The organism is Shewanella sp. W3-18-1 (genome assembly GCF_000015185.1).
Taxonomy (GTDB): domain Bacteria; phylum Pseudomonadota; class Gammaproteobacteria; order Enterobacterales; family Shewanellaceae; genus Shewanella; species Shewanella putrefaciens.
In genome coordinates this window covers 3,163,922-3,189,618 of sequence record NC_008750.1, presented here as the reverse complement: position 1 = coordinate 3,189,618, position 25,697 = coordinate 3,163,922, and the positions used below count along the sequence as shown (strand labels likewise).

The window sequence follows — 25,697 nt, the reverse complement described above, 5'->3', positions numbered from 1 at the left end:
GAAGAAGTGATTGACGTTGAGGCATCAAGACATCAAGGCATTAATGCCACAGATGATTACAAGGTTGTTTCTTCGGTTATTTCTTGATAGGGAACAAACACCTTAAGGGATGCGGGTTGAACCTCAATGGTAAGATCCGCAGGCTCAAACACTTCGCCATCAATCACATATTTACACTTAGGCTGACTGCGAATGGTGACCTTTTTAGCGTGGGCGTGGTGGACTTTACTTAGGCGAGCTTGTTGAACTTTTAGATCTTTATGGCCTTCTTTTACCCACCCAGCGATTGCTAATTCGGCTAAGCCAAGCAAGGGGCCTTTGGGGTCATCGTCCGCATCCAACCAGGTAATATCGAGCAATCCATCGGTCATATTGGGTTCGCCATTTCCTTGTGCTAGCAAACTGGTAAAGGGGGCGGCATTGGCAATTACTAAGCTGTGGGTACGGATCGTTATCGGCGCGGCATCGTCCAAACTTAACGAGATAGTTAAGGTTTCTGCCATACTCATCGCTTGCCATAGACCATCGAGGTAGGCCAGTTGACCTAGGGCGTTTTTACGCTCGCGGTTTGCTGATTCAATCATTTTTTGCTCAAATCCAATGCCGACAAGTAACAACACTAACTCATCATTACAACGTGCGGTATCTATAGCTTGGGTGTGTCCTTGAATAATATTATCCAGCGCCTGAGAGATAGGAATTATCTTGCTGCCTAAACCAAATAGCGCATGACTTAAGGCGTTCGTCGTTCCTAAAGGAATAATCCCTAACATGATATCGGTATTCACAACTTCTGATGCGACCTCGGTTACCGTACCGTCTCCGCCACAGGCGATAACGATATCTGCGCCTGCACTGCGGGCCTGTTGAGCGAAGATATTTGCGGTTTCGTCTGCTGTTGTGAGAGTTAACGTCAGGTCAAAATAGGCTTTGAGTTCATCTTGGATTTGTTCGCTGTATTCTTGCCATTTTCCGCCGCCAGAGACTGGGTTGGCGATAATCCATGCTACTTTGTGGATGTTAATTTTCCCTTGACTGAGCATGCGCTCAAGCGCGCGTAATTGCCATTTGTTTAAGCCTGCGGTTTTGCGAACTTGCTTTATCTGTTGCAGTACTTCTACGAAGTGCTGTTGTTTATCTTTACAAACCAAATAAGCGGCGAGTACCAGCACTGAGCGGCCACGACCCATAGCACAGTGGATGAGTACCTTTTTATTGGCGCGCACTTGGCGGTGCAGCCAGTTAACGGCTTGATTGAGTTGGGCACTGGTCGGCACACTATGATCTAAGATGGGAATATTTAAATACTCAATATGATCTTCAAACTGTGACCAATCTAAGCCATCAAACTCAGCGGTGACATCCAGAATGGCAGTGATCTTATTGGCTTTAATCTTTTCCAGATCCGCAGGAAAGAGTCGACAACCGAGATACAGATGTTCATCTATCCTCTGCATCGATGGCACTGAATCACATTTTCTCGCCCAATGGTTATAGAGTCGGCAACCCAATAAAAAAGGGATAAAACCCCAGCGAATATACCAAGGAATAGTGCCATCTTGGCGTTTTCTAAAAATACTGGCGCGATTAAACCAATAGGCTGAGCCGACTAAAAACAGTGACAGGCTCGTCCATGCCCAAATGAACGTAAGCAGAGGAGAAGTTCCTGCCACCGCCAAATAGGCGAATAGCATGGCACCTGCTGTGTACAAATATTTGATGTGGATCTTCGTTAGCATGCAAGTTCTCCAATGCTGTTGCTTTTGGTTAAATTCGTTGCACTTGAAATGGTTGAATGTGAGATGAAGATGTTGAAATGATTGAGTGTAAACCAAAAGGGTAGCAGTAGATGTGTCTATTGCTACCCTAAATCAGATAAAGCTTGTTAGCCTAGCACTTAGTATCTTTAGCCTTAACGCCTTCTTTGACTTCTTCACAGGCATCTTCGATAGCGTTGCCTACATCGGTAATGGCATCATCGATCTTTTCACCGGCATCTTCGGCTTTGTTATCACTACAGGCAGATAGGCCTAGGGCGAGTAATAATGCCAGTGCTGCACTTGTCATTAGCGTAAATGGTTTCATATCTATTTTCCTCTCCAATAAAAATTAAGGGCGCGGGGCTCTACCTTTGATGGCATTGACCAACAGTGAAATCACCAGTAACACAATAAATAAGAAGAAAATGATTTTTGCGATACCAGCAGCGGCTCCTGCAATACCGGTAAAACCAAAGAGCCCAGCAATAATGGCAACAACCAAAAACATTAATGTCCAACCTAACATATTAACCTCCTATCCCAGTCTTTATCCTTCATCTGACCCGTTTGTGTCATTTGTAAGGTAATGGTGAGTGGTTATTTATAGGATGCGAGCTTAATGCCAATGTGGTTTTTTAAATATAACATTTTGATTTTGTTTGTTTATATTTAGCTTTAGTTGATTTTTTTTAGTTTACTTAAATGCAAATTAAGCAATTTTTACCTTACTTTCGGTAAAAGTTTCAGCCTCAATAACTGTGCTTTTTATCAATAAAAAAGCTGACACTGTTACCCATGCCAGCTTTATATACAAGGTGTTACGTTGAGGCTAATCGGTTAAAAACGATTTAGCGGTTTCCAGCGTTGCAGGCTAACTGGAATGCTCGCGCCTTGGGATAACAGCAGGTTAATCCGCGCTTGATACGCCGCGCCCACCATTAAATGTTTGGCTAAATCCACCGCATTACGGGCCTTATAGTCATCTAAATAACTGCCTTTGGCCCACGCATTAAATGCGCCAAGGGCAGGGCCTGCCCAGATTTGGTAATCCATTTCGCGGCCGACTTCACCTGTGTTTGACCAGCGGCTCGATAAACCCAAATACCAGCGGAAAATCAGCGCCATCTTACGTTTGGGGTTATCCAGTGCGCGCTCGATTTGCTTAGGATCGCGCTCGTTAAAGTGGGCGACTGTGCCAGCCCAAATATCATCGAGTGATGAGCGGAACACTTGCTCTTCGAGCTTTTTACGCTCGTCCGCAGGGATGGCATCAATCGAATCGTAACGGGTGTAGATTTCATACAGCTTATTGGCGCGCATCGGGAACAGAGTGCCGCGCTTAACCACTTGTAATTTCACGCCCATTTCGAACATATCGGCGGCAGGTGCCATAGTCACATCGGCCATTTCTGTGGTGGCGAGTAACTTACGTGTGTGTTCACTCGCGCCCGCCTCCACACATGCTTGGTTGATTGAACCTGTGACGATAAAGGCCGCGCCCATGTTGAAGGTGGCTAATGCTGCATCGGGTGTACCAACGCCGCCGCCAGCACCAACACGGATGGGCGTCTTGTATTGATACTTAGCTTGGATTTCATCTTTGAGTGCCAAAATCGTCGGCAAAAGCGTGACTAACGGACGATTGTCGGTATGGCCGCCAGAGTCGGCTTCGGCTGTGATGTCATCCGCCATCGGCACAAGCAATGCCATCGCCATTTGGTCTTGGCTGATAAGACCGTCACTCACTAGTTGCTGGAGGATTTTGGCAGGCGCCGGTTCCATAAACTTAGTCGCGACTTCGGTACGGCTGATTTTTGCGATGACTTTGTTGCCAATGACTATTTCGCCATGTTCGTCGCGGCTCAATCCCGCTGCGCGGTAATAGACGATCTGCGGCGTTAAACCTAAAAATGCCGAGGCTTCGACTGTGCGCACTTTATGTTTTAAAAACAGCTCAACGCTGCCGCGCTCTAATGCGGGCTCGCTTGGGCTGTGAATTAAGTTAAAAGCGTAAGGGCCATTGGGCAGCGCCGCTTGAATGCGGGTAATGGCCGCTTCAACGCGGGATGGAATTAACCCCGCCGCGCCAAATGAGCACAAAATGCCCGCTTGGCCCAGCGCAATAACCAGTTCTTCCGAGGCAATACCGTTGGCCATAGCGCCGGCGTAGTAAGCGTATTTAACCCCGTGTACGCGGCGAAAATTACTGTCGCCTAAACTTTGGGTGCCAAGGGCGGGCGCAAAGGCGCTGACGGGGTGTGAGCCAAGAGGCGCTTGGCTGTCGCTTGTGGTTACTTCGGCCGTTTGCGCTATGCCTAAGCCTTTTTCGCTGTGATTGACTAAGTAACAGGCTTGGCTTAAATCTTTGAGTTTTTTGCCTAATGAGTCGATATCAAAGCTCAGCGCGGCATCGTTGACTTGCCACGGCCAAGGGCTGAGTTTTTCGTTATTGCTATTGTATTGATCTAGAGTATGGCTAGTCATAGGTGTTCTCATGTTATTTGTGCCGCCTTGGTGATGTGGATAGCCAAGGCGGCGCAATTATTTGTTATTCGTTATTTGTTATTCGAGATTAGCGTCTTTCTAACAGCGTAAACTCGCTAGGCTTCTTCAATACAGATGGCGATATCTTTAACTTCATAAATCCGCAGACCATCTTTACTCAAGTTGGCATCGCCCATAATGATGCGTTTGCCATTGTCGTCTGTCACGCTGGTAATGTGCACATCCAGTGACATCTGCTTGTTTAATGGGTTAATTTGACCGCGATACTTCCATTTGATATCCGATAAAATCTGCCCGAATTTTGGATTGTTAAAGCCCGCGCCAAGGTCTTGGTCAATCGCATAGGTTTGCATCAGCTCGATAATGGCTTCAACCCCTAATGAGCCTGGCATCACAGGATCTTGATGGAAATGGAATTGGAAGAACCAATCACTTGGGTCAATGGTGCGCTCGGCGTATAAATAGCCAAGGCCCGCTTTACCGCCGGCTTTCACGATTTCAGCCTTGTCGATAAAGTTAAGTTGACCGCCCGCTAAACGGTAATGTGGTTGACCTTTTGGTGCGTTAAAGCTGCGATGTTGTTTATCTAACAGATTGATTTGGCTATCGGCTACTATGCCATGTTGCACATGCCAAGGCTGAGTTGTCTTGCCGTTGTCTATGCCTAACTGGTTTTTCAGCGCATCGCCCTTGAAGTAACCAAATACCGCTTTTCCTTGGTAGAAAGGCTCGCCATCGCAGCTTAATTCAAAACTGAAATTCTGAATGATGTTGCTGCCAGCGATCACAGTCGATAACAAACGTGAGTCGTTTACGATTGTCTTGCCGCGTAAATCCACATGGCGCAGCAGCTTACCGCTACCGTCCAAGTTGCGGAAAAATAGCTCTTGGCCGGGGAAGCCCAAGGTGGTGCCCATATAACCTGAGATAAAACCGTTTGGCTGCAGTGATATTTCCATCAGCACAGAATAGGGCATCACGGCATGATGGCTGTTTTTATCGTAATACCAAGCACTTGCGGGCACTTCGTATTCAGCGATACACGAAGAGGGCTTTTTCAGCTCGCCGCGCTTGCCGTCAATCGCAACCACGCGGGTGGTCAGCTGTAAATCACCGCAAGGCGTGCGCGGTGGAATAAGGCCGCGATAGATACTGAAATCGGGGCCGAAGCAGTTTTCGATGTCGCCAGTGGCAAATTCGAACATGTGGTACGGCGTGAACGGCAGGGTATCGGGCACGCGGTTGGCGTACTTTGAATCCGCTGGCGCAATCGGCGCAGCCACATGCTTTAGCGGCACTACGCCTTTGTTGGTTGGCGCAGTTAAATCAGGCAACTGTGCCATCAGTGGCGCCGCTAACGATACTGGTGTTGAAACCAATGGCGCAGCCGAAGCAGTATTTTTAGCTACATTTTTAGTTGTATTGTTAGCTGTGCTGGCATGATTATCCGCGAGGTAGCGGGTGCATTCGGCTTCTTCTTTGATCATCACCCCAAGGTTTTGGAAATCCACGACCACTTTGCCATTGAGCAAAATATCGATATTCGCCTTAGCATACGGGCGCGGGCTCATACCTATTTCGGTGATTTCCATGCGATAGGTGAGCAGGCCAGATTGCGGCAAAACTTGACCGCGACAGCGCACTTTTTGTGACGCATTTTCTAGCGGTTGGAAACGACCGTCTTTTACACCGAGGTGCATCCCAATATGCAGCATAAAGAATTGCAGTAATTGACCACAGCCTTCGGCCATTAATGATCCCGCCATCACTTGGTCGCCCTTGAAATGACACGGGAAATACCAATGATCAGCTTCGAGCTGCTTATGGCCTTGAACTGAGCCTAAACCCCACGCACCGCCATGCACCTCAAGATTGCTGACCTGTTCAATCATCAGGAATTTTTCAGATGCAAAACATAAAGAGGGCTGCAAACCATATTGGGCTTGATGCGCCGCGTGTGCGCCGCCAAAACAGCCACCGATATCGGCGCCGAGCAGTTTATGGATTTGGCTGTAATCAAATTGGTTTTGCGCGCAATCAAGCAGCGGATTAAAGCACGGTTTATTCGGATTATTCAAGGCTAGGTTGCGCGCTTTGATTTCGGCTTCGGTGTGAATAACGCCTTTGCCGTCGGCCAGTTCTTTATCGGTGAAGAAGCCGGCACAGCCGCCATCCATTTTCAGGATCAGCTTGTCGCCCACGAAACATTCGTAGGAGAAGAAGAACAACAAGGTATCACCATTGCGGGCAAAGTGATTGATGGAAATGTCGTAGCGCAGGGTGTCGCCACCGCGCGGTAAGTCGCCAAGGAAGGTCAAGGTGCAATCGAGCAGGCGATAAACGCGCTCGCCCTTGTTTTCAAAATCGATACCTAAGTAGCTGATCAGCATCAAGTCGCATTGACCCGATTCGACCGCCACGGCCCAAGGGATTTGGCCATCGACCAAATACGGTGCATCCACAGGAATATCGTATTCAGTGGTCATAGTGCAAGGCTGATATTGGTTCATCTGAGCGTTTAATTTCGTTACCCGAGATACCAGCAAATAGTCAGTCGTTGGCAGGCGTACACGACGCGAATAGCTGTCGATAATGGCGTAATCTGGGCCAAATACTTTAGCAATATCACCTTCGGCGTACTCGACTAAATCTGCATAATCCCAAATGCAAGGCTTGCTTATCGGTGTTGGCGGCGTGTACTCAGGCACTTTTGCATGATTGGGATAAAGCACTGGATGTGGAAGAACCGCTGTCGCAGATGCCTGAACAATGGCTTGCTGTTGTACTGGCGCAGCTTGGCCATTGACGGCTAACTCGCTGGCAAGCTGGGCTTTCATCAAGGCATCGGCTAGTTTCAAGCCTTCAGCACGGCTTTGTAAAAAGGCTAAATGGGCTTCACGGGCGAGTTGCTGATTGCTTAAAAATGCCGCGTCTTTTAGCTCTGCTTGAGTGGCGTTTTTATTGGTGCTTAGGGCATTAATTGGCATGCTGCTTAATGTCTCTTTTTGTTGAGCCGTGGTTGGGCTGCTTGTTGCAAAGCTATTCGTGTCTTTGCTCGCTATTTGGGCCAAATGTTTGCGCTGGCTGCGCGCTGGTAATGCTGTCATGGCTTGGGCTTTTTGTTGTATAGCATCAAGGCCTGCGAGCGGCGTATCAAGGATATGCTGATAGATATCGCGGCCACCGAGCGTTACTTGTTTTATTAAGTGTTTTTGCTCAGAAAGCGTTAAATCTTGATCTAGCCTTTGCTGCAAATTGTATGCTTGCGTGGCACTTTGGCTGAGCAGTAACTGCGAGCATTTACCTTGGCTAAACGTCGCTACGAGCGCGTGCTGCTGAGCTTGAGAAGAATGCTTGTTAAGTTGCGCTTGATTTTTAAGCTGCAACAGCGCGCTCAAAATACTCGCCATACCCGCAGCGGCAAAGTTGTGGCCTAGGGTATCAGCGGCTTGGCTGCGCTGGTTCACACTCGGCAGCAGCGTATTGAGTACCAGCTCTGAATCGGCAAGTTGCTCAACCGCAATACTAGTTTCAATCAAGCTAATCTGGCTGCTATTCACCTTGGCTTGGGTTAGCAAATCATCGCAAATACGCGCAGCGTTGCTGTGACCTTGTGGGTCACACATAGGGCCAAACACTTGGCCGCTGATGTGACCATAACTGTCGCCATAGCTGTTGCTATTACTTTGGGCATTGGCATCGTTATTGCGAACTTCAATGCTTGATTGCGCTGTCGTGAGCACTAATGCGCCTGCACCTTCACCGACTTTCCAGCCTGTGTCAGTGGCAGTAAATGCCACTGGTGATACGGCATTTTTGAGGATCACTTGCTCTAGACTGCCACTTAAATCGACGGCGGCGATCACTACGGCATCTAAGGACTCTTGGGATAACAGGTTTTCGGCCACATCGATACAGCGAGCGACCGATTGCTCCGCCGCCGAAATGGTAAAGGCAGGGCCGTTAAAGTCCCAAAGGGATGCGATACGTGACGCCATGATGTTGCCAATAAAACTGGTGTATTGGTTCAGTTTGGCGGCATCGAGCACACTGTCCATGGCGATTTTTTCAAGGGCGAGATACTCGGCTTGCGTGAGTGTTATCCCTTGTTTTTTAAGACTGTCTGCCAGTTGGGTGTGTAGATTTACGCGGCCACGGAACTGGTGTAATTCGAGTTCAGTTTCCATCGCCACTAATACGGCCACCTTGCCACCTGGCATTAAGTTAGCATCACGAATCGCTTCATCGGCTACTTTGATCAGCAGCAGTTGCTGGGAGATCAGGCGGTCGTCTTCATTGGGCGGCACTTTAAAGCGCAGGAAGTCAAAATCGAACTGGTCGATATAGGCGCCTTGCGGTACAGAGGGCAAGCCAAAGTTAGCTAAGATCTCAGGATGTTTATCTAAGCCTTTCCAGCGTTTAGCGGGCAGCGGGATAAAGGCATCTTGCTTCGCGCTTATGGTGTTATCCAGCGCATTTATGGAGGATAAAGGCCCGAAGTGCGATGCTAAGCCAATGATATTTAATGGTGTATGTTGATAGCTTACTTGGGCTGTACTCTGCTGATGTTTGCTACTGGTATTTGCTGGTACATAGGATTCCAGCAATAAATGCGCGTTACAGCCGCCAAAACCAAACACGGAAACACCCGCGTGGCGGCGGTCATTGCCAGCTTTATCGGGCCACGCATGCAGTTCTGTCGGTAGATTTTTACCGCTAAACAAACCCTTAGGTGAGGATATCGGCGCCGATAAATTAATACTTGGCGGCAAGCGGCCCGAGCGCATGGCAAAAATCATCTTCATGATCCCCGGCATGCCCGCGGCTGTGAGTAAATGGCCTAAGTTGGATTTTGCCGAGCCGATCAGCGGCACTGCAGAGCCCGCGAGTTTGTCCTCAAAGAAGCGTTCCATCGAGGCGAGTTCGACTTTATCCCCAAGCGGCGTGCCCGTGGCATGGCATTCAATCACTTCGATATTGGCAGGCAGTGTGTTTGCTGCACTATAGGCGCGCTCGAAGGCCTGCACTTGGCCCTTGCTGTTGGGGCTTAATACGAACTGGCCTTTACCGTCGTTCGACAAACCAATGCCGCTGACGACCGCATAGATGTTGTCGCCATCGCGCTCGGCATCTTCTAAGCGTTTTAATACCAAAACCCCAGCGCCTTCACCGGCGAATAAGCCTTTGCTGTTGCTATCAAAGGGCGCCGAAATACCGTGATCTGGGTAGGCGTGGAAAATTGAGAATCCCATGTTGATAAAGAAAGGATCAGCGCCCGATACTGCGCCCGCAAGCATCATATCGGCCTTGCCTGTGGTCAGGTAATCGCAAGCGAGTTTGAGCGCATAAACCGAGCTGGCGCAGGCGGCATCGAGACTTAACTGAGTGCCACCTAAACCGAGTGCATCGCTGACCAGCTTTGAGGCTGTATGGGCAACCGCGCCATTGGCGACGTTTAATGCTTGGCTATTGGCATTGAGATCGTTAACTGAGTTGCCAAAATCAGCCAGCTGAAATGCGCTTTGGTTAAGTTTCTTTTGCAGCGCCTTTTCAACGGTTTGATGATACAGAGGCAAAAATAATTCATTAGAGCGGGCCGTGGGGAACGACAAGGTTCCCATTACGATACCAGTGCGCGCCAGTACGGTATCGCTTGGGGCAATCCCTGCGTCTTGCAGGGCTTTACGACTGCAATCGAGTGCCCATAAAAAGCTTTCATCTAAACCGTCAAAGGCGGACTCAGGCAGTTGATAGCCCCTAGCATCAAACTTAAAGTGTTGAATGTAGCCGCCCTTATCACAGTAAAAACGGTCAGACTGACCCTGCACACCTTGGTAATCGGCGGGATTGGCATTGAGCTTCTCGCGGCTGATTTGGGTGCGAGAGTCTTTTTTATCCAGCAGATTTTGCCAGAAGGTTTGGGGATTATCGGCGTCAGGATACTGAGTCGCAAGACCGACAATCGCAATTTTTGACGCACTTTTTGATGCGCGGTTTGACGCAATGGTAGGCACGGTAGTTTTATCAATAGTAGGGGAATGCTGAGAACTCACTGGGGTTCTCCTTGTGGTGATACTGCTGATGATAAAGGGGCTGCATTAGTACTTAATGGCTTAATGAGCGGCGCGAGCGACAGCGGCACTCTGTGGCTTATCAGCTGAGCTAAGCACTTGAGTAAGCTGGTAATCGCATCGGCACCCTTGGCATTGCAAGCAATGGCGACTGTTGCCTCGTTCGCCGTGCTTTGGCCTGCATGGGCATGGCTGATTTTATCGATAAGTGTGCTGGTTTGCCTATCGGCGCCCACTTCGACAAATAGCCTTGCGCCTTGCTCAGTGGCATTTTGAATGAGCGCACTAAAGTCGAGTGGCGAACAAAAGGTATCAGCAATCGCGCGGCCAATGCTGTGGCTATCCACGGTTACTGGCGCAGTTTGTGCTGCGCTAATAAAGCGAATAGGCAGATCTTGCGCCGCCGCTTCCAGCGCCTTAGGTTTCAGTGCCTCAGGTTTTAACGCTTGAGTATAGAAATCTTGTACTTGCCCGTGGACTAGCATGGCAGGTGCGGTATGCATTGCCGTGACGCGATTGGCGGCAATCCCACGTTTGCCTAGCTTTGCAAGCAGGGCTTTACAGCTTGTTTCGCAGCCGGCAATGACGCAGGTATCACCTTGAATGATGGCTAAGTAGGCGCGAGGGAACTCTGGCAATAATGCCTTGATTTCATGACTATTGGCGCGCACCACAAAGCTGTTCCACACTATGGATTCATTATCCTTAAGCTGCCATGCTCGGCGCACTGCGGTTAGCTCGCCAGAAATGGCATGGTTGAAAATATCGCTATTTTCGGTGGCGTTGATCATAGCATGGGGTGTTTGCCACACATCTAGGCTGGCCCACATGGCTGCTTCGCCCATTGAGTAACCGAGCGCCATTTTTGGCTTAATATTAAAGACTTGGGTCAACAGCTTAGTGAATAGATAGCTGGCGCCCACGCCACTAATCGCTTGCTGGCTTAAGCTCATGCTTGCTGCGGTTTTAATATTCTCGGCATAAATCTGCGGTGATTGCAGCATGGCGCTTAAATCGCCTTCACGCTCCAGTTGGTGATACAGCGCGGGGAAATACTCATGCAAGTTATTGAACATATTGGCGTAAACAGTGCCAACGCCGGGATATACAAAGGTCAGCCCCGCATCCTCTAGCGGCTTAGCGGTAAAGCAGCTGCCCGCTGGCGTTTTAAAGTGTTGACCATGATGACGCACTGCATGATTTTCAAGCGCCGCAAGCATAGCTTTGGCTTCAAGTTTGAGGTCGTCAATCGATGCCGCCATCAAGACTAATGCCAGTGTTGCGTTGGCATCATAGCGTTCAAACAAGAATGCGAGTTGATGTGATGCAAATGACGTGTTTAGTGCGCCAATCTCTAGTGAACTAAGCAACTGAAACAGTTTTGCTTTTAGCTCATTAATACTGTCACCACTTATCGGCACAAACAGCCGGTTTTCATCAACAAGAGCTTTGGGCGCGATAACTTGTGTGCCTTGGGTCAGCACAATACTTTGGCTTAGATTTCGAGACTCACCCGTTTGATTTGACGTTTTTGCGACAAGATTTAGGCACAACACCCGCGCTTGATGTTGGCCGCTAAACCAATAGCCTGCTTGATGATTTGTGCCGCTTGCCGCTTTAATATCAGTTGCGCCATGAAGCGGCGCTTGTGTTCGCGCAGCGAGGGCGGTTACGCCTTGGCGCAGCGCAACAAATGCCTCGTTGAGTGTGTTGGCGACGAGCTGATGCTGAACGGTTTGTGCAGGGCTGCGCTTTGCCGCCACTAACGCCGCATTTGCAACAGCCGCTGCATTAGCAACACCTGCATTTACAACACCTGTAGTCTCATTGCCAGCGGCAAAGCCAGCAATAAACGCGTGGGCGTGAAGACGCAGTTTGGCGGCGCGTAAACCATCAAGCAAATACAGGGACTGAGTCAAAGGCTGGGGCTGATTGCCATCATTGAATTTAAGTTCAACGAGCTTGCCTTGCTCAATGGCTGTTGTTGCTTGGCCTAACAAGGCAGTGAGCGAGCTTTGCTCATACACTGACGGTTCATGCACTTTTGGTTCATGAGCTGTCGGCTCTTGTGTTGTAGATGGGGCAGCATCTAAAGCGCAAATTTGAACTCTTTCACGTTCCGCAAACGTCTCTAATATTTGGGCTGAGTGAGAGTCAAGATTGACCGCGTCGCCAAGCAACACTGCAATACGCAGTGGCTTGGCAAGCTTTTCAGTCATAGCCGTGTCAGCTATCGAGGTTTCAGTTTGGCCGCTATGTAGCGTTGCTAAAGTGTGGGTTAAGTTCACTCGACTTTTGCCTCCACGCTTTCAATGGCTTTATTCGCTGCGGTTTGATTAGCAGCAACTTTATTAGCTAAGAATGCACCGTTAAGGTTTTTGCTGATGGTGACTTTGGCGTTGTTCATCTCACAGCTTAAGCGGCCATCTTGATGATACAGCGTGATATTGGCTTCAAGGGCACGGCCAGAGTGTTTTACTACTTCGAGCACTAGATACCCTTTATCGCCAAAGGCAAACGGCGCATGGGAAATAAACTCACCAATGCTTGATGGTAAACTCGCCGCGCCATATTTGAGTCTCGCCCACACTAGCATCGCCTGTAGCAACAAATCTTCCGCAAAAGCTTGTGAGCCTTTAGGGGCCAGATTGGGCACAAAACTCCCGCAGTCCGCTAACGCAACATGGGGTAGGCTCACCTTGGCGATTAAGCTCGCATCGTCAAATTTCAATACAGACTCAATACCTTGCAGTCTTGGGCCGTGGAAAAGCGTGCCGTCGCTGTAAAGGCTGCTCGCGGTTGTGATGACAGAAAGTCCCGCCAAGCTTTGCGCGTCAAAGGCTGTTGCTTTGCTGTTAGTGGCTAAGTAATCACTCGCCGCGTCATCAACAGCATCATCAACGACTAGGATGGCCTGATATTGCGGACGACCTTCAAAGCTGATTAAGGCACTGAATTGTTCACTCAAGCGCTCGTCAGTGTTTGTCGCGGCGTTATCCGTTAACGCAATCGGTGCAAGTTCAAGTTCTAGCGTGATTGGCGCTTCACTTTCTAACACTCCATTTTGTAACACGGCAGTGTCGAAAATAATGCCCTTCAACAGCTTGTAGCTTTGCACTTTGACAGGCTGCTTAAGCACATCAAAGGCGGCTTCACGCATCCACTGAATCGCGCACACTGTCGGTAATACGGGATGACCGTTAATGCAGTGATCTTCAATAAAGATCATTGCCTTAGGGTCCAGTGTGCGCTGCAGTGTTAGCGGTCGCGTGAAAGCGATTGCAGCAAGTGTTGATGCCAAAGCATGCGGACCCGACGCGTCAGTGGTCAGATCCGCTTCAGGCTTTTTTAGATTGCTACCTTCAGTCTCTTGCAATTTATTAGAAGTGTCGTCATGAGGTGCGCTGCCTTGCATGTCAGTACCGACCAGCAATTGTACGCCTGTGTTGCTCAGTAATTGGCTCGCAAATAACTCAGCACCCGCCTTTAACGGGATCACATAAACACCGCGATCCATAAACATCTTTTTCAGCGCAGGATTCACCATGCCGCCGTCCCACGGGCCCCAATCGAAGCTCATCACTTTGGCATTTGGCAGTTGCTGCGCCAGTTGCAGTGCGGCTTTGTTGAGTATGTCGTTGGACATAGCGTAATCGCTTTGGCCGGTATTGCCGTAAAAACCCGCTGCCGAAGAGAATAGGGCAATCAGTTTTAATTTATCTAAATCCAGTGCGGCAAGCAGATTGCTAATGCCTGTGACCTTAGTGCCATACACCCGTGCCAACTCATCTAAAGTTTTGTCTTGGATGTGTTTATCAGCGAGTACGCCCGCACCATGGATGATGCCAGTAATCGGCGACAACTCGGTGATCGGCACTATAGTGCTGGCGATCGCATCTGGATTGTTTACATCGAGACTTAAGTACTCGGCGCTCGCGCCCACGGCGGTAAAGGCTTCTAGTGCGGCTGCAATTTCTAGGCTGCTTTGCACTGACCATACTAAGGCATCCACTTGTTTTGGCGTGGGTTTCTCGCCCAAGCTTTGAATGTGGGCAATGGCAGCGGCTTTAAGTTCGCTGTTATTTTTACCCTGTGCCCAAGCGGGAATGGTTTGTTGGCTGCTTCTGCCGGCAAGGATAAAGTGCGCCTTGCTGCGTTTGGCTAAACTTAGCGCACATTCAAAGGTCACGCCTTTTGCGCCGCCAGTCACCAGAATTTTATCTGCACTGGTCAAGTTTGCCGCGTTGTGGCGGGTATTAGCCTTGCCAGCAACTAAGGTTACGCGCTCAAGTGCTTGGGCTGCGCCTTGGCTAACACCGACTTCCAATACGTTATCGGTTGCAAAGAGCTCAGCGATCACCGCATTGGCCAGTTGCTTGGCATCAAGTGCTGGCGCGATATCTAAGGCGCGGCAATGCACGTTCGGCCACTCGTGGCTCAAGGTTTTAGTCAGACCTGCCAATGCCGCTTGGTTTAACTCGCTGCGGGCAATTTGGCTGTGGTTAAGATAACCAAAGCCACCGTCGATACGACTGACGCTGATAAAACTACTACCAGTATTGGCGGTTGCTGCTGTTGTTAAAAACGGTTGTAAGTGCTTGGCGAACAAGAACGCTTGCTCGACCGACGCTTTGGCGGCACTGGACAACACTAAACCTTTCGCATCGGCTGAGGTTTTATGTTGTGGTTGCAGATGAATAAAGCCTGCAACCGTACCTAAGCTTTTGATCTCATTAATCACTGCGCTGATGCTGGCATCGTCAATCGCCGCCAATGTGAAGCTGGCAATGTGGCTATTGAGCGGTGATGCACTGGCTACAAGGCTTTCTGGCGAGCGCACAACCGCAACAGTTAGACCTTGAGCATGCAATTTTTCAGCAAGTACGCCAGCATTGTGACCATCATCGCTAATGATAATGCAGGCATCTTTAGCAAAAACGCGTGGCAGACCTTGTTGCGCTGATTGCTTTGACGATTGCTGTGGCGATAGTTGCGTTAGCTCAGCCGCCGCTGGCAACTTTTTTAGCACCACCTCGCTATGGGGTGGTAAATCATGTGGTGGTAAATCGATAGTAGGTTCAGGCTGAACGACAGCGCTAACTGGCGCAGCATTCTGGCTTACCGCGTTTTGGCCTAGCTTGCTTTGCCCTATTTCTTTCGAAAAGAGTGCAACGATTTCACCTAAGGTGCGACACTCGGCCAGATCTTCAGGATTGAGTTCAGGCAAGCCCGGCAGTTCGTCTTGCACTGTGCCTAGGATTTCAACGCGCTTGATAGAATCGATACCTAAATCGGCTTCCATATCCATGCTCAGTTCTAGCATTTCAGTGGGGTAGCCCGTCTTGTCGGCCACCACAGCCATCATGGTGCTCTCGATTTCAGAAGCATGCACTAACGCAGTGCTTAAACCGTTGGCGGCAGGCGCAGCTTGTGCTGTTGTAGAAACTACAACTGAACCTGCTGCTGGTAGCTTGTCATTTTGTGTAAGCTTACTTTGCATGTAGTCAACGATTTCACCCAAAGTACGGCACTCGGCCAAATCTTCTGGGCTGAGCTCAGGTAAACCTGGCAGTTCGTCTTGCACTGTGCCTAGGATTTCAACGCGCTTAATTGAATCGATACCGAGATCGGCTTCCATATCCATGCTCAGTTCCAGCATTTCAGTGGGGTAGCCCGTCTTGTCGGCTACCACTGCCATCATGGTTTGTTGAACAAGTGCAGCACTTAAGCCGTTATTTGTTGCAACTGTGACTGACGTTGCTATTGGAGCTGAAACCGAGCCCACTGCTGGCAGTTTAGAGTTCATGTAGTCAACGATTTCACCTAAGGTACGACACTCGGCCAGATCTTCTGGGCTGAGCTCTGGTAAACCCGGCAGTTCGTCTTGTACTGTGCCTAAGATTTCAACGCGCTTGATAGAATCGATACCTAGATCGGCTTCCATATCCATGCTGAGCTCCAGCATTTCAGTCGGATAGCCTGTCTTGTCAGCCACCACAGCCATCATGGTTTGTTGTACTAACGCAGCGCTTAAACCGTTAACGGCAGGTGCGGCTGTTGCCACTTGAGTTGCCACATTTGCAGTAGTAATAGGCGCTACGATAATTGAACCCACTGCTGGAAGCTTGTCATTTTGTGTAAGTTTACTTTGCATGTAGTCAACGATTTCACCCAAGGTGCGACACTCGGCCAAATCTTCTGGGCTAAGTTCGGGTAAACCCGACAGTTCATCTTGCACTGTGCCTAGGATTTCAACGCGCTTGATAGAGTCGATACCTAAATCGGCTTCCATATCCATGCCAAGTTCCAGCATTTCAGTGGGGTAGCCTGTTTTATCGGCAACCACAGCCATCATGGTGCTCTCGATTTCAGAAGCCTGAACAAGTCCAGCACTTAAGCCGCTCGTTGCTGGTGCCGCAGGTGTCACTTCTGGCATCACTACAGCAGGCATGACTAATGCAGGAGCGGCAGGCGCAACTTGTACAGTCACAGCAGGTGAATAAGCAACGGGAGCGGTTTGCACAACAGGTGCAACAGGTGTGCTAACCGCTTCCGTTGCAACAGCTTGAGTCACTGGTGCAGCATTATGTGGCATTGTCGTTGCAGCAACAGGCGCTGGATCAACAGATGCTGGAGCCGGCGCAGTTGCTCGTGGCTGACTTGCAACTGCTGGAGTAAAGTTAATCGGTGCATTGTTTAACATCGCCAAGGCCGCTTGGCTGCTACTGCTTTGTAGCTGCATAAATTCGGTGTGGCTTTGCAGGGTTTGCGCTTGATGCTGGTGGAACATTTCCATCGAGCGTTGCAGGCTTTCAGGGATTGCAATGCCAAGGCTTGCCATCTTGGCTTGTTCTGTCATCAGTGTCGTGAAGGTATCGCCATATTGCTGCGGGATAGCTAAAAACTGTTGATGTAATTGCGCCGCTTGAGATTGTGCGCTGAAAAATGCCGTTAACGCATCGCCGCTGACGCTTGCTGTACTTGGGCTCAACTGGGCCGTCGCTTGTTGCTGGTGATTGCTTAAGCCTTGCGCAACACTTGGGGATTTTTGTTTCATTTCAACAGTTGCCACTTGATTCGTTTCCACTTCTATTATTTTTTCAACCACTTTTTCGACTATGACTTCTTTCTCAACAACTTTTTCGACAACCGTTTCAACGATGCGATCCACATATTGCACTTGGCTAGTCACGCTGCCTGTGGCGAGGGATTTCGCCATCTTAGCTTTGGTTGCAGCACTAATATGGTTAGTGGCTGTGAGTTTGATGTTCATCGCTGATGGCGCTTCACGTTCGGCAATTTCTTGTGACGTTACGGCTTGATAGGGGTCAACCTCAGTTAACGCCACACCGGCTACCGCGAGTTGTACTGCAGCTAAGCGTAATTGACTGTCACTATCGCCCTTAGGATTCGGGTTCATGCTGACAAGGCAAAGCTCATTTAAGTGTTCACCTAAGGTATTTTCAACTAACTTTTGCAGTATGTTCTTAGGGCCAAACTCAACAAACACCCGAGCGCCAGCGTCATACATGGCCTGCAGTTGTTCGCTAAAGCGAACCGATTGCAGCATGTGTTGTTTAAATTCTGCTTTAATCGCTTTGCCATCGGTTGGGTGTAATTGACCCGTGCCGTTGGCATAAAGTGCGATTGAAGGTGCGCTGAATTTAGCTTTATCAATGGCTTTGGCAAAGGGTTTTTGTGCGTGTCCAACCAATGGGGTATGGAACGCGCCTGAGACGGGTAGGGCAATCGCTTTAAAGCCCAGTTCGCTAATGGCTTTCGCGGCCAGCTGAGTTTGTTCTGTGCCACCTGCGATAACTAATTGCGTCGGTGCGTTGTAGTTGGCAATTTTAACGCCATCAAACTGGGCTAAACAGCGATTGAGCGCATCGATATCATTCTTTTGCTTAAGAATGATGGCGAACATGGTTCCTAAATCAACTGCTTTACTCGCGGTATCACTTGGCACTTGCGCCATGGCATGCCCACGGGCGAAGGCCAGTTCGACGTAATCTTCATTGGAAATCACGCCTGCCGCGCAAAGGGCTGACAATTCACCAAAGCTATGACCCGCAACCATATCGGGGGCAAAACCCGCTTGAGTTAATAGCGAATATTGCGCCATTGAAATCGCGCCAATGGCGCTTTGAGCGAACAGGGTATTGGTCAGCGCCGCTTCTTGGGCTTTAACTGCATCGGCATCGAATGCCGGAATAGGATAAAGGATGTTTGATAACGGCGTTTGGCCGTGGTGAGCAAATACCTTATCGCTGGCCGTCACTTGTTGGCGCATTTCGGGGAAATGGCAGGCGAGTTCGCGGCCCATGTTCAGGTACTGTGAACCTTGACCGGCAAACAGGGCGGCTACTTTCTTTGATTCATTTTTAGCGACCAAGGCATGGGAGCGGTAGCTGATCCCTGACGGTAATTGCCATGCCTCGCTTGCGCTGGTTTCTAGGTGCCCGCTTTCTAAATGCGCACTGCTTTCTAGATGAGAGATGGCTTGATTTAACTGAGCTTGCAGCTGAGCGATATCCTTAGCCACAAAACCTAAACGGGCATCTGTGCTTGCCAGTGGGCGCAGCGGATATTGCTGAGCGATAGCGTTCAGGCTCGCAGCGCTGCTCTTATTCGCGTTTGCGCTCGTGTTCACGCTTTGGCTCAGCGCAGCTTTTAACTCGCTAAGCAGCGCGGCTTTATTGGCTGCGGCAAACAATAGCGTCTGCGGCACACTGCGCTGACGATATTGCTCGTCACGGCTATGCTCAGGTTTGTATTCTTCTAATACAAGATGGAAGTTCGTGCCGCCAAAACCAAAGGAGCTTACACCAGCACGGCGCGGCGTTGCATCGGCGCGCTGGAACCATGGGCGAGTTTCGGTATTTAAATAGAATGGTGAGCTTTCGATATTCAGTTTTGGATTAGGCTTGCTAACGTTAATGGTCGCAGGCAATACCTTGTGGTGCAGCGCTAGCGCGGCTTTGATCACCCCCGCAGTACCTGCGGTGGACTTAGTGTGGCCCACTTGGGATTTCACTGAACCTAACGCGATATGTTGATTTGTGTCGTTGCCTTGGGCAAATACCGATTTTAAGCCGTTGAATTCAGCCACATCACCTGCGGCAGTACCCGTGCCATGGGCTTCAACTAAGCCAATGCTGTGCGGGGCAAAACCTGCATCGTCGTAAGCGCGTTCGAGAGCTTTAGCTTGGCCCTCAGGGCGCGGCGCATAAATACTCTTAAACTTACCATCCGATGAGGCGCCAACGCCTTTGATGACGGCATAAATTCGGTCGCCATCGCGTTCGGCATCTTCAAGGCGTTTAAGCGCGACCATGCCGATCCCTTCGCCGATCATCATGCCTTTTGAATCGATATCAAAGGGTTGAATGGTTTCGTTAGTGGTGAAAGCTGGCGTTTTTGAGAAGCTCATGTACATGGACGGCGAGTTGTCGGTACAGACGCCGCCGGTGATCATCATGTCGCTGCGACCTTCGGTCAGTTCAGTTAGCGCCATACGCATAGCAGCGAGCGAGCCCGCACAGGCTGCATCGACTACGCAGTTCATGCCGCCAAAATCAAAACGGTTAGCGATACGGCCTGCAATGACGTTGCCTAAGGACCCAGGGAAAGAGTTCTCTTCCCAGTGGATATATTGGTCTTGGAACTTTTTGATCAGCATTTCGCTGTCTTCATCGCTCAGGCCGCTGCTTTTGAATACTTTTTTAAGCACTGGATATTGCAGGCGCGAGTTCAAGCTCTGACTGATTTTTTGACCACCGCCAACCCCTAGGGTGATGCCGATACGATCACGATCGTAATCGATGGGCAGATTGGCGTCGGCAAGCACTTCTTTGGCGACAATCAGCGACAGCAGTTGCGAGGTATCTGTCAGCTCAAGAATATTGGGCGGCAGACCGAATTCCATTGGATTGAAGTCGACTTCTGGTAAAAAACCACCGCGTTTACAGTAGCTTTTATCGGCTTTGCTTTTGTCGGCATCGTAGTAATCTTCGGCGCGCCAATGGGTGTCTGGGATGTCAGTAATGGCATCGATTTTTTCGCTGATCAAATCCCAAAACTTATTTAAATAACGCGAGTTAGCGAAGATGCTGGCCATGCCGACGATGGCAACAGGCATATCTTTTAAACGTTTGTTGAGTCGTTTATCTTTTTTTGACTCAGTCGCAGAATTAGGTACAGAAGGGGTATGGCTCATAAAGAGTCTCCACGGGTCGACCTGGATACGGTGACCTTGTTTTGGGATCCAGCCGCGCTTGTCTTTGGCGTGCCATGGGCACCGGGAAAACGGGCTAAGAAGGTGTGATAGTTGCGAACGAGCAACTTTCGTAAATGAAACGGCCCATGTCTGAGGACATAGGCGATATATCTATTGGTCGCTTGGGTATTGCTGTCTTGATAAATATCGAGGTAAATCCAATCACTTGCTGTGTCTACGCCTAATAGTACTGAGCTTGGCGCTTGCTCAGTGAGTTGCGGCGGTATGGTGAGTGACACCACTTGCACCACAGTATTGCCGTCGGTACTCGGCAATGCGAGGGCTTTGGCCAAGGTTTCTGGATTGACCGTATAGGTTTGGATATCGCTGCCTTGCGTCACAGGCAATTGATTAAAATAGCGTTCGGGTACTTGTGGTGCTTCAAATTCATCGAGCCGCGATATGCCGTAGCGCTTTAAGCAGCGGGCAAGGCCGGAGCGCGACACATTGGGATTAATAAAGGTTTGAGTGGCTTTTAGTAGCCGGTCTAAGGGGAGTTTTAATTGGTATCTTAGGCCGACAACCACATATTCTTCCATCGGTGTGAGCGTGGTATTGAGGTGATGCGGAGTATTGGGACAATCAACAATCGACTCACGTTTACGCCATTTGCGAACTGTGGCTTCGGTGATATTTAGAATTTTGGCAAGCTGACTCACACTCAGATCCGATTGCTGAATAAAGAGTCTCATCTCAGGCGTGGTAGTCGCATTGCTATGCCTCGATTGAGTGTGCTTTTCTTCTCGACTCGCTCCAAGCTTTCCCGTTTTCTCCGAGGGCTTTTCATCAGTTGCGCTAGTGGTCATTAATAATAATTATCATCCGACATAATCTACTGGGACTGTTTACTACCTATCTATAAGATGAGGTCGATGACGTGCTCTCGTAAAATGGCACACTAATCCTAGAATTTATGCTTAGAGGCAATGCAATGGGGATGCAGATTACCTGAGGTTTTGAGTCGATACAATCATGTGGGACTAGAATTTAAGGGGAAAGGCACTTTGATGCTATTTTTGTGCACTTGGATGGGTATTGCAGAGATTGGCAAGATTCAACAGATTTTCCAGTTGATAAAGTGAATACTGCGGTTTTTTACATTGTCAGGGTAAGATAGCGCCATAAATTCAGCTTAATCGAAATAAAGTGATCTTTATTTCACACCATCGCTTTAATGGCATTGCATGAGGAGTGTTCGATGCATATCGAACTGTTTTTTATCCCATTAGGGGAGATAAATGATGAGCTACAAACACATGCTAAGGTGTTGTTAAGTGAGGATGAACTCTCAAAAGTTATGCGTTATCGAGCACCTAAAGCGCAAATAAATGGTTTGCAGGTTAGGGCGGCACTGCGTTTAGTGTTATCAAAAGTGGCGACTTTATATCCAAAAGACTGGTGCTTTGAATACGGTCTTAAGGGAAAACCCTGTTTAACGGCAAAGCAAAAGCAACAAACAGGGCTCGAGTTTAATTTAAGTCATAGTGGCGACTGGTTATTAATTGGTGTTGTTAAGCATCAAGAGACAAGCCCTTGTTTATTTGGTGTTGATATTGAGAGGTCGCGCCCCAAAACGGATATTTATCCAATCCTGAATCATTATTTCTCCCACCAAGAAACCGAAGCACTGCTGGCATTGGCAGATGAATCGGCCCAGCGGCAACGTTTTTTCGATCTTTGGGCATTAAAAGAGTCCTATATTAAAGCCACTGGATTAGGTTTAGCTCAGTCACTTAAATCCTTCGCTTTTGAATTAGCGGATTTAAATTGGGATAACTTTAGCGATGATGGTGTGGAGTTAGATGATCCTTATATATGCACTCAAGTTAATACAAATCCGATAGAATTTATTGAGCTTAAGCGCTGTGGTAGGCAACACGGGAGCGCACTTAAGATCCCTCCAAGGCTAGGTATATATCGAAATGTTCGATTGAATCAGCTTAATACAGCCGATTCTTACTGTTGGCATGTTTGTTTTGGCAGATTAAATCGAGAATATCGTTTTGCGCTGAGTTTGGCTTCTACAGACGCGAACCGCCTACATGTGGGGCATTCAGTCCTGCCGACAAGGCTTTCGATGCAAATGCTGAGTATAGAAACATTACTTAATATTTCGTCTTAATTAACAAAAGCCCTGCTAAATGGCAGGGCTATTTATTAATACGGTTATCGAGCGTTTTTAGCTTCAATCCCATGCGGTAAAGCGGCTTATTACCTTTCCAGCTTATTGTCTTGCCAGTCGATGGCCTTCACCGGGTTGTTCAAAGTCGCTGCGATAGGGGTTGATATCTAAACCACCTCGGCGGGTATAACGGGCATAAACCGTTAATTTGGCACAGTGACAGTACCGCTTTAAATCGACGAAAATCCGCTCAACACATTGCTCGTGAAACTCATTATGCTGGCGGAAAGAAATCAAATAGCGCAGCAGTTTTTCGCGATCGATTTTAGGCCCTTGGTAACGGATCATTATGCTACCCCAGTCAGGTTGCGATGTGATCAAACAGTTAGATTTCAGTAGGTTTGAATTAAGCGTTTCCGCCACTATTTGTTTATCATCAGTACTGTTTTCTAAGTAATCAGGGTTAAAACTATAATCGCTGACTTCAATATCGAGATCATCTATGCAAGTGCCTGGTAACTCTACTATGCGTTGAGAACCGAAACTTCTAGGTTCAATAATCCTTACCGTTACATCACCTTGAGCGCAGTGACTAAGATCTTGGACTAAGGTTTTTTGTACTGCATCGATATTGCTAAATTTAGTCTGATTAAAACTATTTAAATATAATTTAAAAGATTTTGACTCAATTAGGTTTAGGCTTTGATAGCTTAAATGGATCTCGGCTATGGCAACCATAGGTTTACCTTTGGTATTCAGCCAAGACAGCTCATAACCCGTCCAGATATCGGCACCGTGGAAAGGCAAGGCTTCCGTAAGATTGATCGCGTTACGGTTGAGTGATCGAGGAACCCCTTGTAACAACGAAGCATCATACTCGGCTTGGTAGTCAGTGGCTTTACCTAATGTTAGGCCAGTAAGCGCTTTGGCATCACTATAAGGGGCGTGATTCTTTGTCATCAATACTGTTTCCATGTCAAAATAGGCGCACATTATACCTGAAATTGGATTGTGCTTAAGTGTCTTGTCTGCCTGCGCTAGATAAATTTTTGCAAAACTATCATCAAGCTTACCTAACTACTTTAGGCGAATTACCGCGATATTACCCGCAAGGTGAGCCTTCTGTATGCATTCAAGGTGAATTTTTTGCTGATTCTGACAAACCCATCGCTTGGCAGCCTGTTAAGCGTGATGAAGTCGGTAGTTTTACCAATGTGGAACATGCGCTAGATCTGCCTTTATGGCCTGATATCCATCTATTTTACGGTCAGTATTTTTCAGCCCCATTACTATTTGACTCAAAATGGGGAACAGGTGAGTTACTGCAAGTGTGGAACGATGATGATTTTAAATGTCTACAGCAAAACGTAATTGGTCATCTGATGATGAAGAAAAAACTGAAACAGCCGCCAACGTGGTTTATCGGTTTGTTAGATGAGGGCGATAAAATGCTTACCATTAATAACAGTGATGGCAGCGTATGGATTGAAATTCCAGGAGAAGAGCAATCTGAACAATTATCCACGAGTTTGACTGCGTTTATCGAAGCATTATCACCACGGATAGCACCACCCGTTAAGCATGAAGAATTACCTATGCCCGCGTTAGATCATCCAGGTATTTTCGCTAACATTAAACGTATGTGGCAAAACCTCTTCGGCAAAGGTTAACACTCGTGAGCGAAATGCTTTCCTCTCAACCTAAGTGCTAACGCTTAACTTCTGTGTGGCTTGTCTTAGGCTGAGTTTTGCAACGGGATAAGCAGATATTATTGATGATCCCAAGATAGATTTGACACTATTCTGCAAGGCTCGCAGCGAAAGTGAAATATATCCAATAAAGGTTCATCGAGTTTCCAATGTTGATTGCCACAACGTGGGCAAGGCCGTGCCATTTCTGAGGCGAGATCTTGGCCCCCAACTCGATATAAATAGTAATAGGTCGGGATCTTAGTCAGATATTCGATACGACCACGTAAATCCCAACCTCTACGAAATAAATCACTGTCTGGACTCGATAACTCCTCTAACGCGGCAAATTCAGCCTTAGTGGCCGCCGCCATTTGCAGCTCGTCACAGGCTTGCCATTCGCTCTGCCAACGGATAATACGTTTATGATCGCCATTGAAGGTTGCGGGGAGTCGGTATAAGGGAATGGGGAGAAGATTATCGCCGCTGCGCAGGGGCGAGCACATATGTACATAACTCGTGTACAACAATTGCCAGCTGGGAGTTTCAGTATTACTGACCTCAGAATTAATGTCCTGACCGATAAATTTTTCCCGAGGCGCGAGGAGTTTGGCCTCGGTTAATTCTGCTAAGGCTTTCTTGACCCAAGGACTATGGTATTTATAGGCTAAACTGGATTTCTCTGGTAGCAGCAAACGCACCCTAAACTCGCCGTCATTAAAGGCGACAGCAAATTCTCGCCCTAATATTTGGCCGTTAGCTCTATAGGCTTCAAGGAGTTGATTGATGGCCTTTTCTGCGGCAGAGATGGTCGTGTCGGCAAAGCATTCAAAACGCAGTTCAGTAACAAACATTAAGCCATTTTTCCTTGGGATTCTAATAGACTGATCCGCTCTTTAAGCACAAGCAGTTCATTCTTTAATTGAACGATTTCTGTATTTTGTTGCTGGATATAATGCTCAAAATGCTGTTGTTGGGCAATGAGGCGAGCAGAAAGAGCCATTAGGGTTAAGGCTTCATTTGTATCAGCTGTTGCTGCAATCGGATTTGTGATTATTAATTCAGCTAAGCGCTCACGTTCAGCTTTCGGCATAGCTTTAAATTGTTGTAAACCTTGGATTAATATCGGTAACGGCAGACTATTACCTAAACGGGTTTTGATTAACGCTAAACTTGGTACTTTGCCGCTAGCTTCGAGAGCACGTGCAACAGCTAATACTTGGTCAATGTTGCTCATAATGAGTGAAATTCCTTAATTTATTGCGTGATAAT

The 25,697-nt window shown here is 48.3% G+C and carries 13 protein-coding genes; 2 read left to right on the top strand and 11 right to left on the bottom strand.

What is annotated here, in order from left to right:
- Positions 1 to 56: 56 nt before the first annotated feature.
- From SPUTW3181_RS14505 to SPUTW3181_RS14470, 8 genes are all read right to left on the bottom strand, one after another.
- Positions 57 to 1,739: a diacylglycerol kinase family protein gene (locus tag SPUTW3181_RS14505; RefSeq protein WP_011790056.1), complete on the bottom strand. Its 1,683-nt coding sequence runs from the start codon at positions 1,737 to 1,739 to the stop codon at positions 57 to 59.
- 151 nt (positions 1,740 to 1,890) lie between these two features.
- Positions 1,891 to 2,085 (bottom strand): hypothetical protein, encoded by a 195-nt coding sequence (locus tag SPUTW3181_RS14500; RefSeq protein WP_011790055.1) that lies wholly within the window; start codon positions 2,083 to 2,085, stop codon positions 1,891 to 1,893.
- A gap of 24 nt (positions 2,086 to 2,109) precedes the next feature.
- Positions 2,110 to 2,286, bottom strand: a complete 177-nt coding sequence (locus SPUTW3181_RS21630) for a DUF1328 domain-containing protein (RefSeq protein ID WP_011790054.1) — start codon at positions 2,284 to 2,286, stop codon at positions 2,110 to 2,112.
- Between the two features lie 311 nt (positions 2,287 to 2,597).
- Entirely contained in the window at positions 2,598 to 4,244 is a 1,647-nt protein-coding gene (pfaD, locus tag SPUTW3181_RS14490) for an eicosapentaenoate synthase subunit PfaD (RefSeq protein ID WP_041408430.1), read from the bottom strand.
- A gap of 116 nt (positions 4,245 to 4,360) precedes the next feature.
- Positions 4,361 to 10,318 carry a beta-ketoacyl synthase N-terminal-like domain-containing protein gene (locus SPUTW3181_RS14485; protein WP_011790052.1) on the bottom strand — a complete coding sequence of 1,986 codons (5,958 nt, stop codon included), beginning with the start codon at positions 10,316 to 10,318 and terminating at the stop codon, positions 4,361 to 4,363.
- Complete coding sequence (locus SPUTW3181_RS14480) at positions 10,315 to 12,624, bottom strand: PfaB family protein (protein WP_011790051.1); 2,310 nt, start codon at positions 12,622 to 12,624, stop codon at positions 10,315 to 10,317. The genes SPUTW3181_RS14485 and SPUTW3181_RS14480 overlap by 4 nt, the downstream gene beginning before the upstream one ends.
- Positions 12,621 to 20,555, bottom strand: a complete 7,935-nt coding sequence (locus SPUTW3181_RS14475; protein ID WP_011790050.1) for a type I polyketide synthase — start codon at positions 20,553 to 20,555, stop codon at positions 12,621 to 12,623. The genes SPUTW3181_RS14480 and SPUTW3181_RS14475 overlap by 4 nt, the downstream gene beginning before the upstream one ends.
- Complete coding sequence (locus tag SPUTW3181_RS14470; RefSeq protein ID WP_011790049.1) at positions 20,552 to 21,421, bottom strand: transcriptional regulator; 870 nt, start codon at positions 21,419 to 21,421, stop codon at positions 20,552 to 20,554. The genes SPUTW3181_RS14475 and SPUTW3181_RS14470 overlap by 4 nt, the downstream gene beginning before the upstream one ends.
- A gap of 392 nt (positions 21,422 to 21,813) precedes the next feature.
- Between SPUTW3181_RS14470 and SPUTW3181_RS14465 the strand changes: the two genes are divergently transcribed.
- A complete protein-coding gene (locus SPUTW3181_RS14465; RefSeq protein ID WP_011790048.1) occupies positions 21,814 to 22,737 on the top strand; it encodes a 4'-phosphopantetheinyl transferase family protein in 924 nt (307 codons plus the stop codon).
- Positions 22,738 to 22,839: 102 nt separating this feature from the next.
- Here the strand turns inward: SPUTW3181_RS14465 and queF are convergent, their stop codons facing one another.
- Complete coding sequence (queF, locus tag SPUTW3181_RS14460) at positions 22,840 to 23,697, bottom strand: NADPH-dependent 7-cyano-7-deazaguanine reductase QueF (RefSeq protein ID WP_041408227.1); 858 nt, start codon at positions 23,695 to 23,697, stop codon at positions 22,840 to 22,842.
- A gap of 59 nt (positions 23,698 to 23,756) precedes the next feature.
- Here queF and syd point away from each other — a divergent pair, with 59 nt between their 5' ends.
- Complete coding sequence (gene syd, locus SPUTW3181_RS14455) at positions 23,757 to 24,407, top strand: SecY-interacting protein (RefSeq protein WP_011790046.1); 651 nt, start codon at positions 23,757 to 23,759, stop codon at positions 24,405 to 24,407.
- A gap of 98 nt (positions 24,408 to 24,505) precedes the next feature.
- Here the strand turns inward: syd and SPUTW3181_RS14450 are convergent, their stop codons facing one another.
- Together SPUTW3181_RS14450 and SPUTW3181_RS14445 are read right to left on the bottom strand one after the other, a co-directional pair.
- Positions 24,506 to 25,279 carry a Zn-ribbon-containing protein gene (locus SPUTW3181_RS14450; protein ID WP_011790045.1) on the bottom strand — a complete coding sequence of 258 codons (774 nt, stop codon included), beginning with the start codon at positions 25,277 to 25,279 and terminating at the stop codon, positions 24,506 to 24,508.
- Positions 25,279 to 25,662, bottom strand: coding sequence for a hypothetical protein (locus SPUTW3181_RS14445; protein ID WP_011790044.1), 384 nt, complete (start codon positions 25,660 to 25,662; stop codon positions 25,279 to 25,281). The genes SPUTW3181_RS14450 and SPUTW3181_RS14445 overlap by 1 nt, the downstream gene beginning before the upstream one ends.
- Positions 25,663 to 25,697: the final 35 nt, after the last annotated feature.

What these genes read in the sequence shown, in the direction of transcription:
- SPUTW3181_RS14505 (WP_011790056.1), bottom strand. Translation starts at nt 1,739, where the DNA reads ATGCTAACGAAGATCCACATCAAATATTTGTACACAGCAGGTGCCATG.
- SPUTW3181_RS14500 (WP_011790055.1), bottom strand. Translation starts at nt 2,085, where the DNA reads ATGAAACCATTTACGCTAATGACAAGTGCAGCACTGGCATTATTACTC.
- SPUTW3181_RS21630 (WP_011790054.1), bottom strand. Translation starts at nt 2,286, where the DNA reads ATGTTAGGTTGGACATTAATGTTTTTGGTTGTTGCCATTATTGCTGGG.
- pfaD (WP_041408430.1), bottom strand. Translation starts at nt 4,244, where the DNA reads ATGACTAGCCATACTCTAGATCAATACAATAGCAATAACGAAAAACTC.
- SPUTW3181_RS14475 (WP_011790050.1), bottom strand. Translation starts at nt 20,555, where the DNA reads ATGAGCCATACCCCTTCTGTACCTAATTCTGCGACTGAGTCAAAAAAA.
- SPUTW3181_RS14470 (WP_011790049.1), bottom strand. Translation starts at nt 21,421, where the DNA reads ATGACCACTAGCGCAACTGATGAAAAGCCCTCGGAGAAAACGGGAAAG.
- SPUTW3181_RS14465 (WP_011790048.1), top strand. Translation starts at nt 21,814, where the DNA reads ATGCATATCGAACTGTTTTTTATCCCATTAGGGGAGATAAATGATGAG.
- queF (WP_041408227.1), bottom strand. Translation starts at nt 23,697, where the DNA reads ATGACAAAGAATCACGCCCCTTATAGTGATGCCAAAGCGCTTACTGGC.
- SPUTW3181_RS14450 (WP_011790045.1), bottom strand. Translation starts at nt 25,279, where the DNA reads ATGTTTGTTACTGAACTGCGTTTTGAATGCTTTGCCGACACGACCATC.
- SPUTW3181_RS14445 (WP_011790044.1), bottom strand. Translation starts at nt 25,662, where the DNA reads ATGAGCAACATTGACCAAGTATTAGCTGTTGCACGTGCTCTCGAAGCT.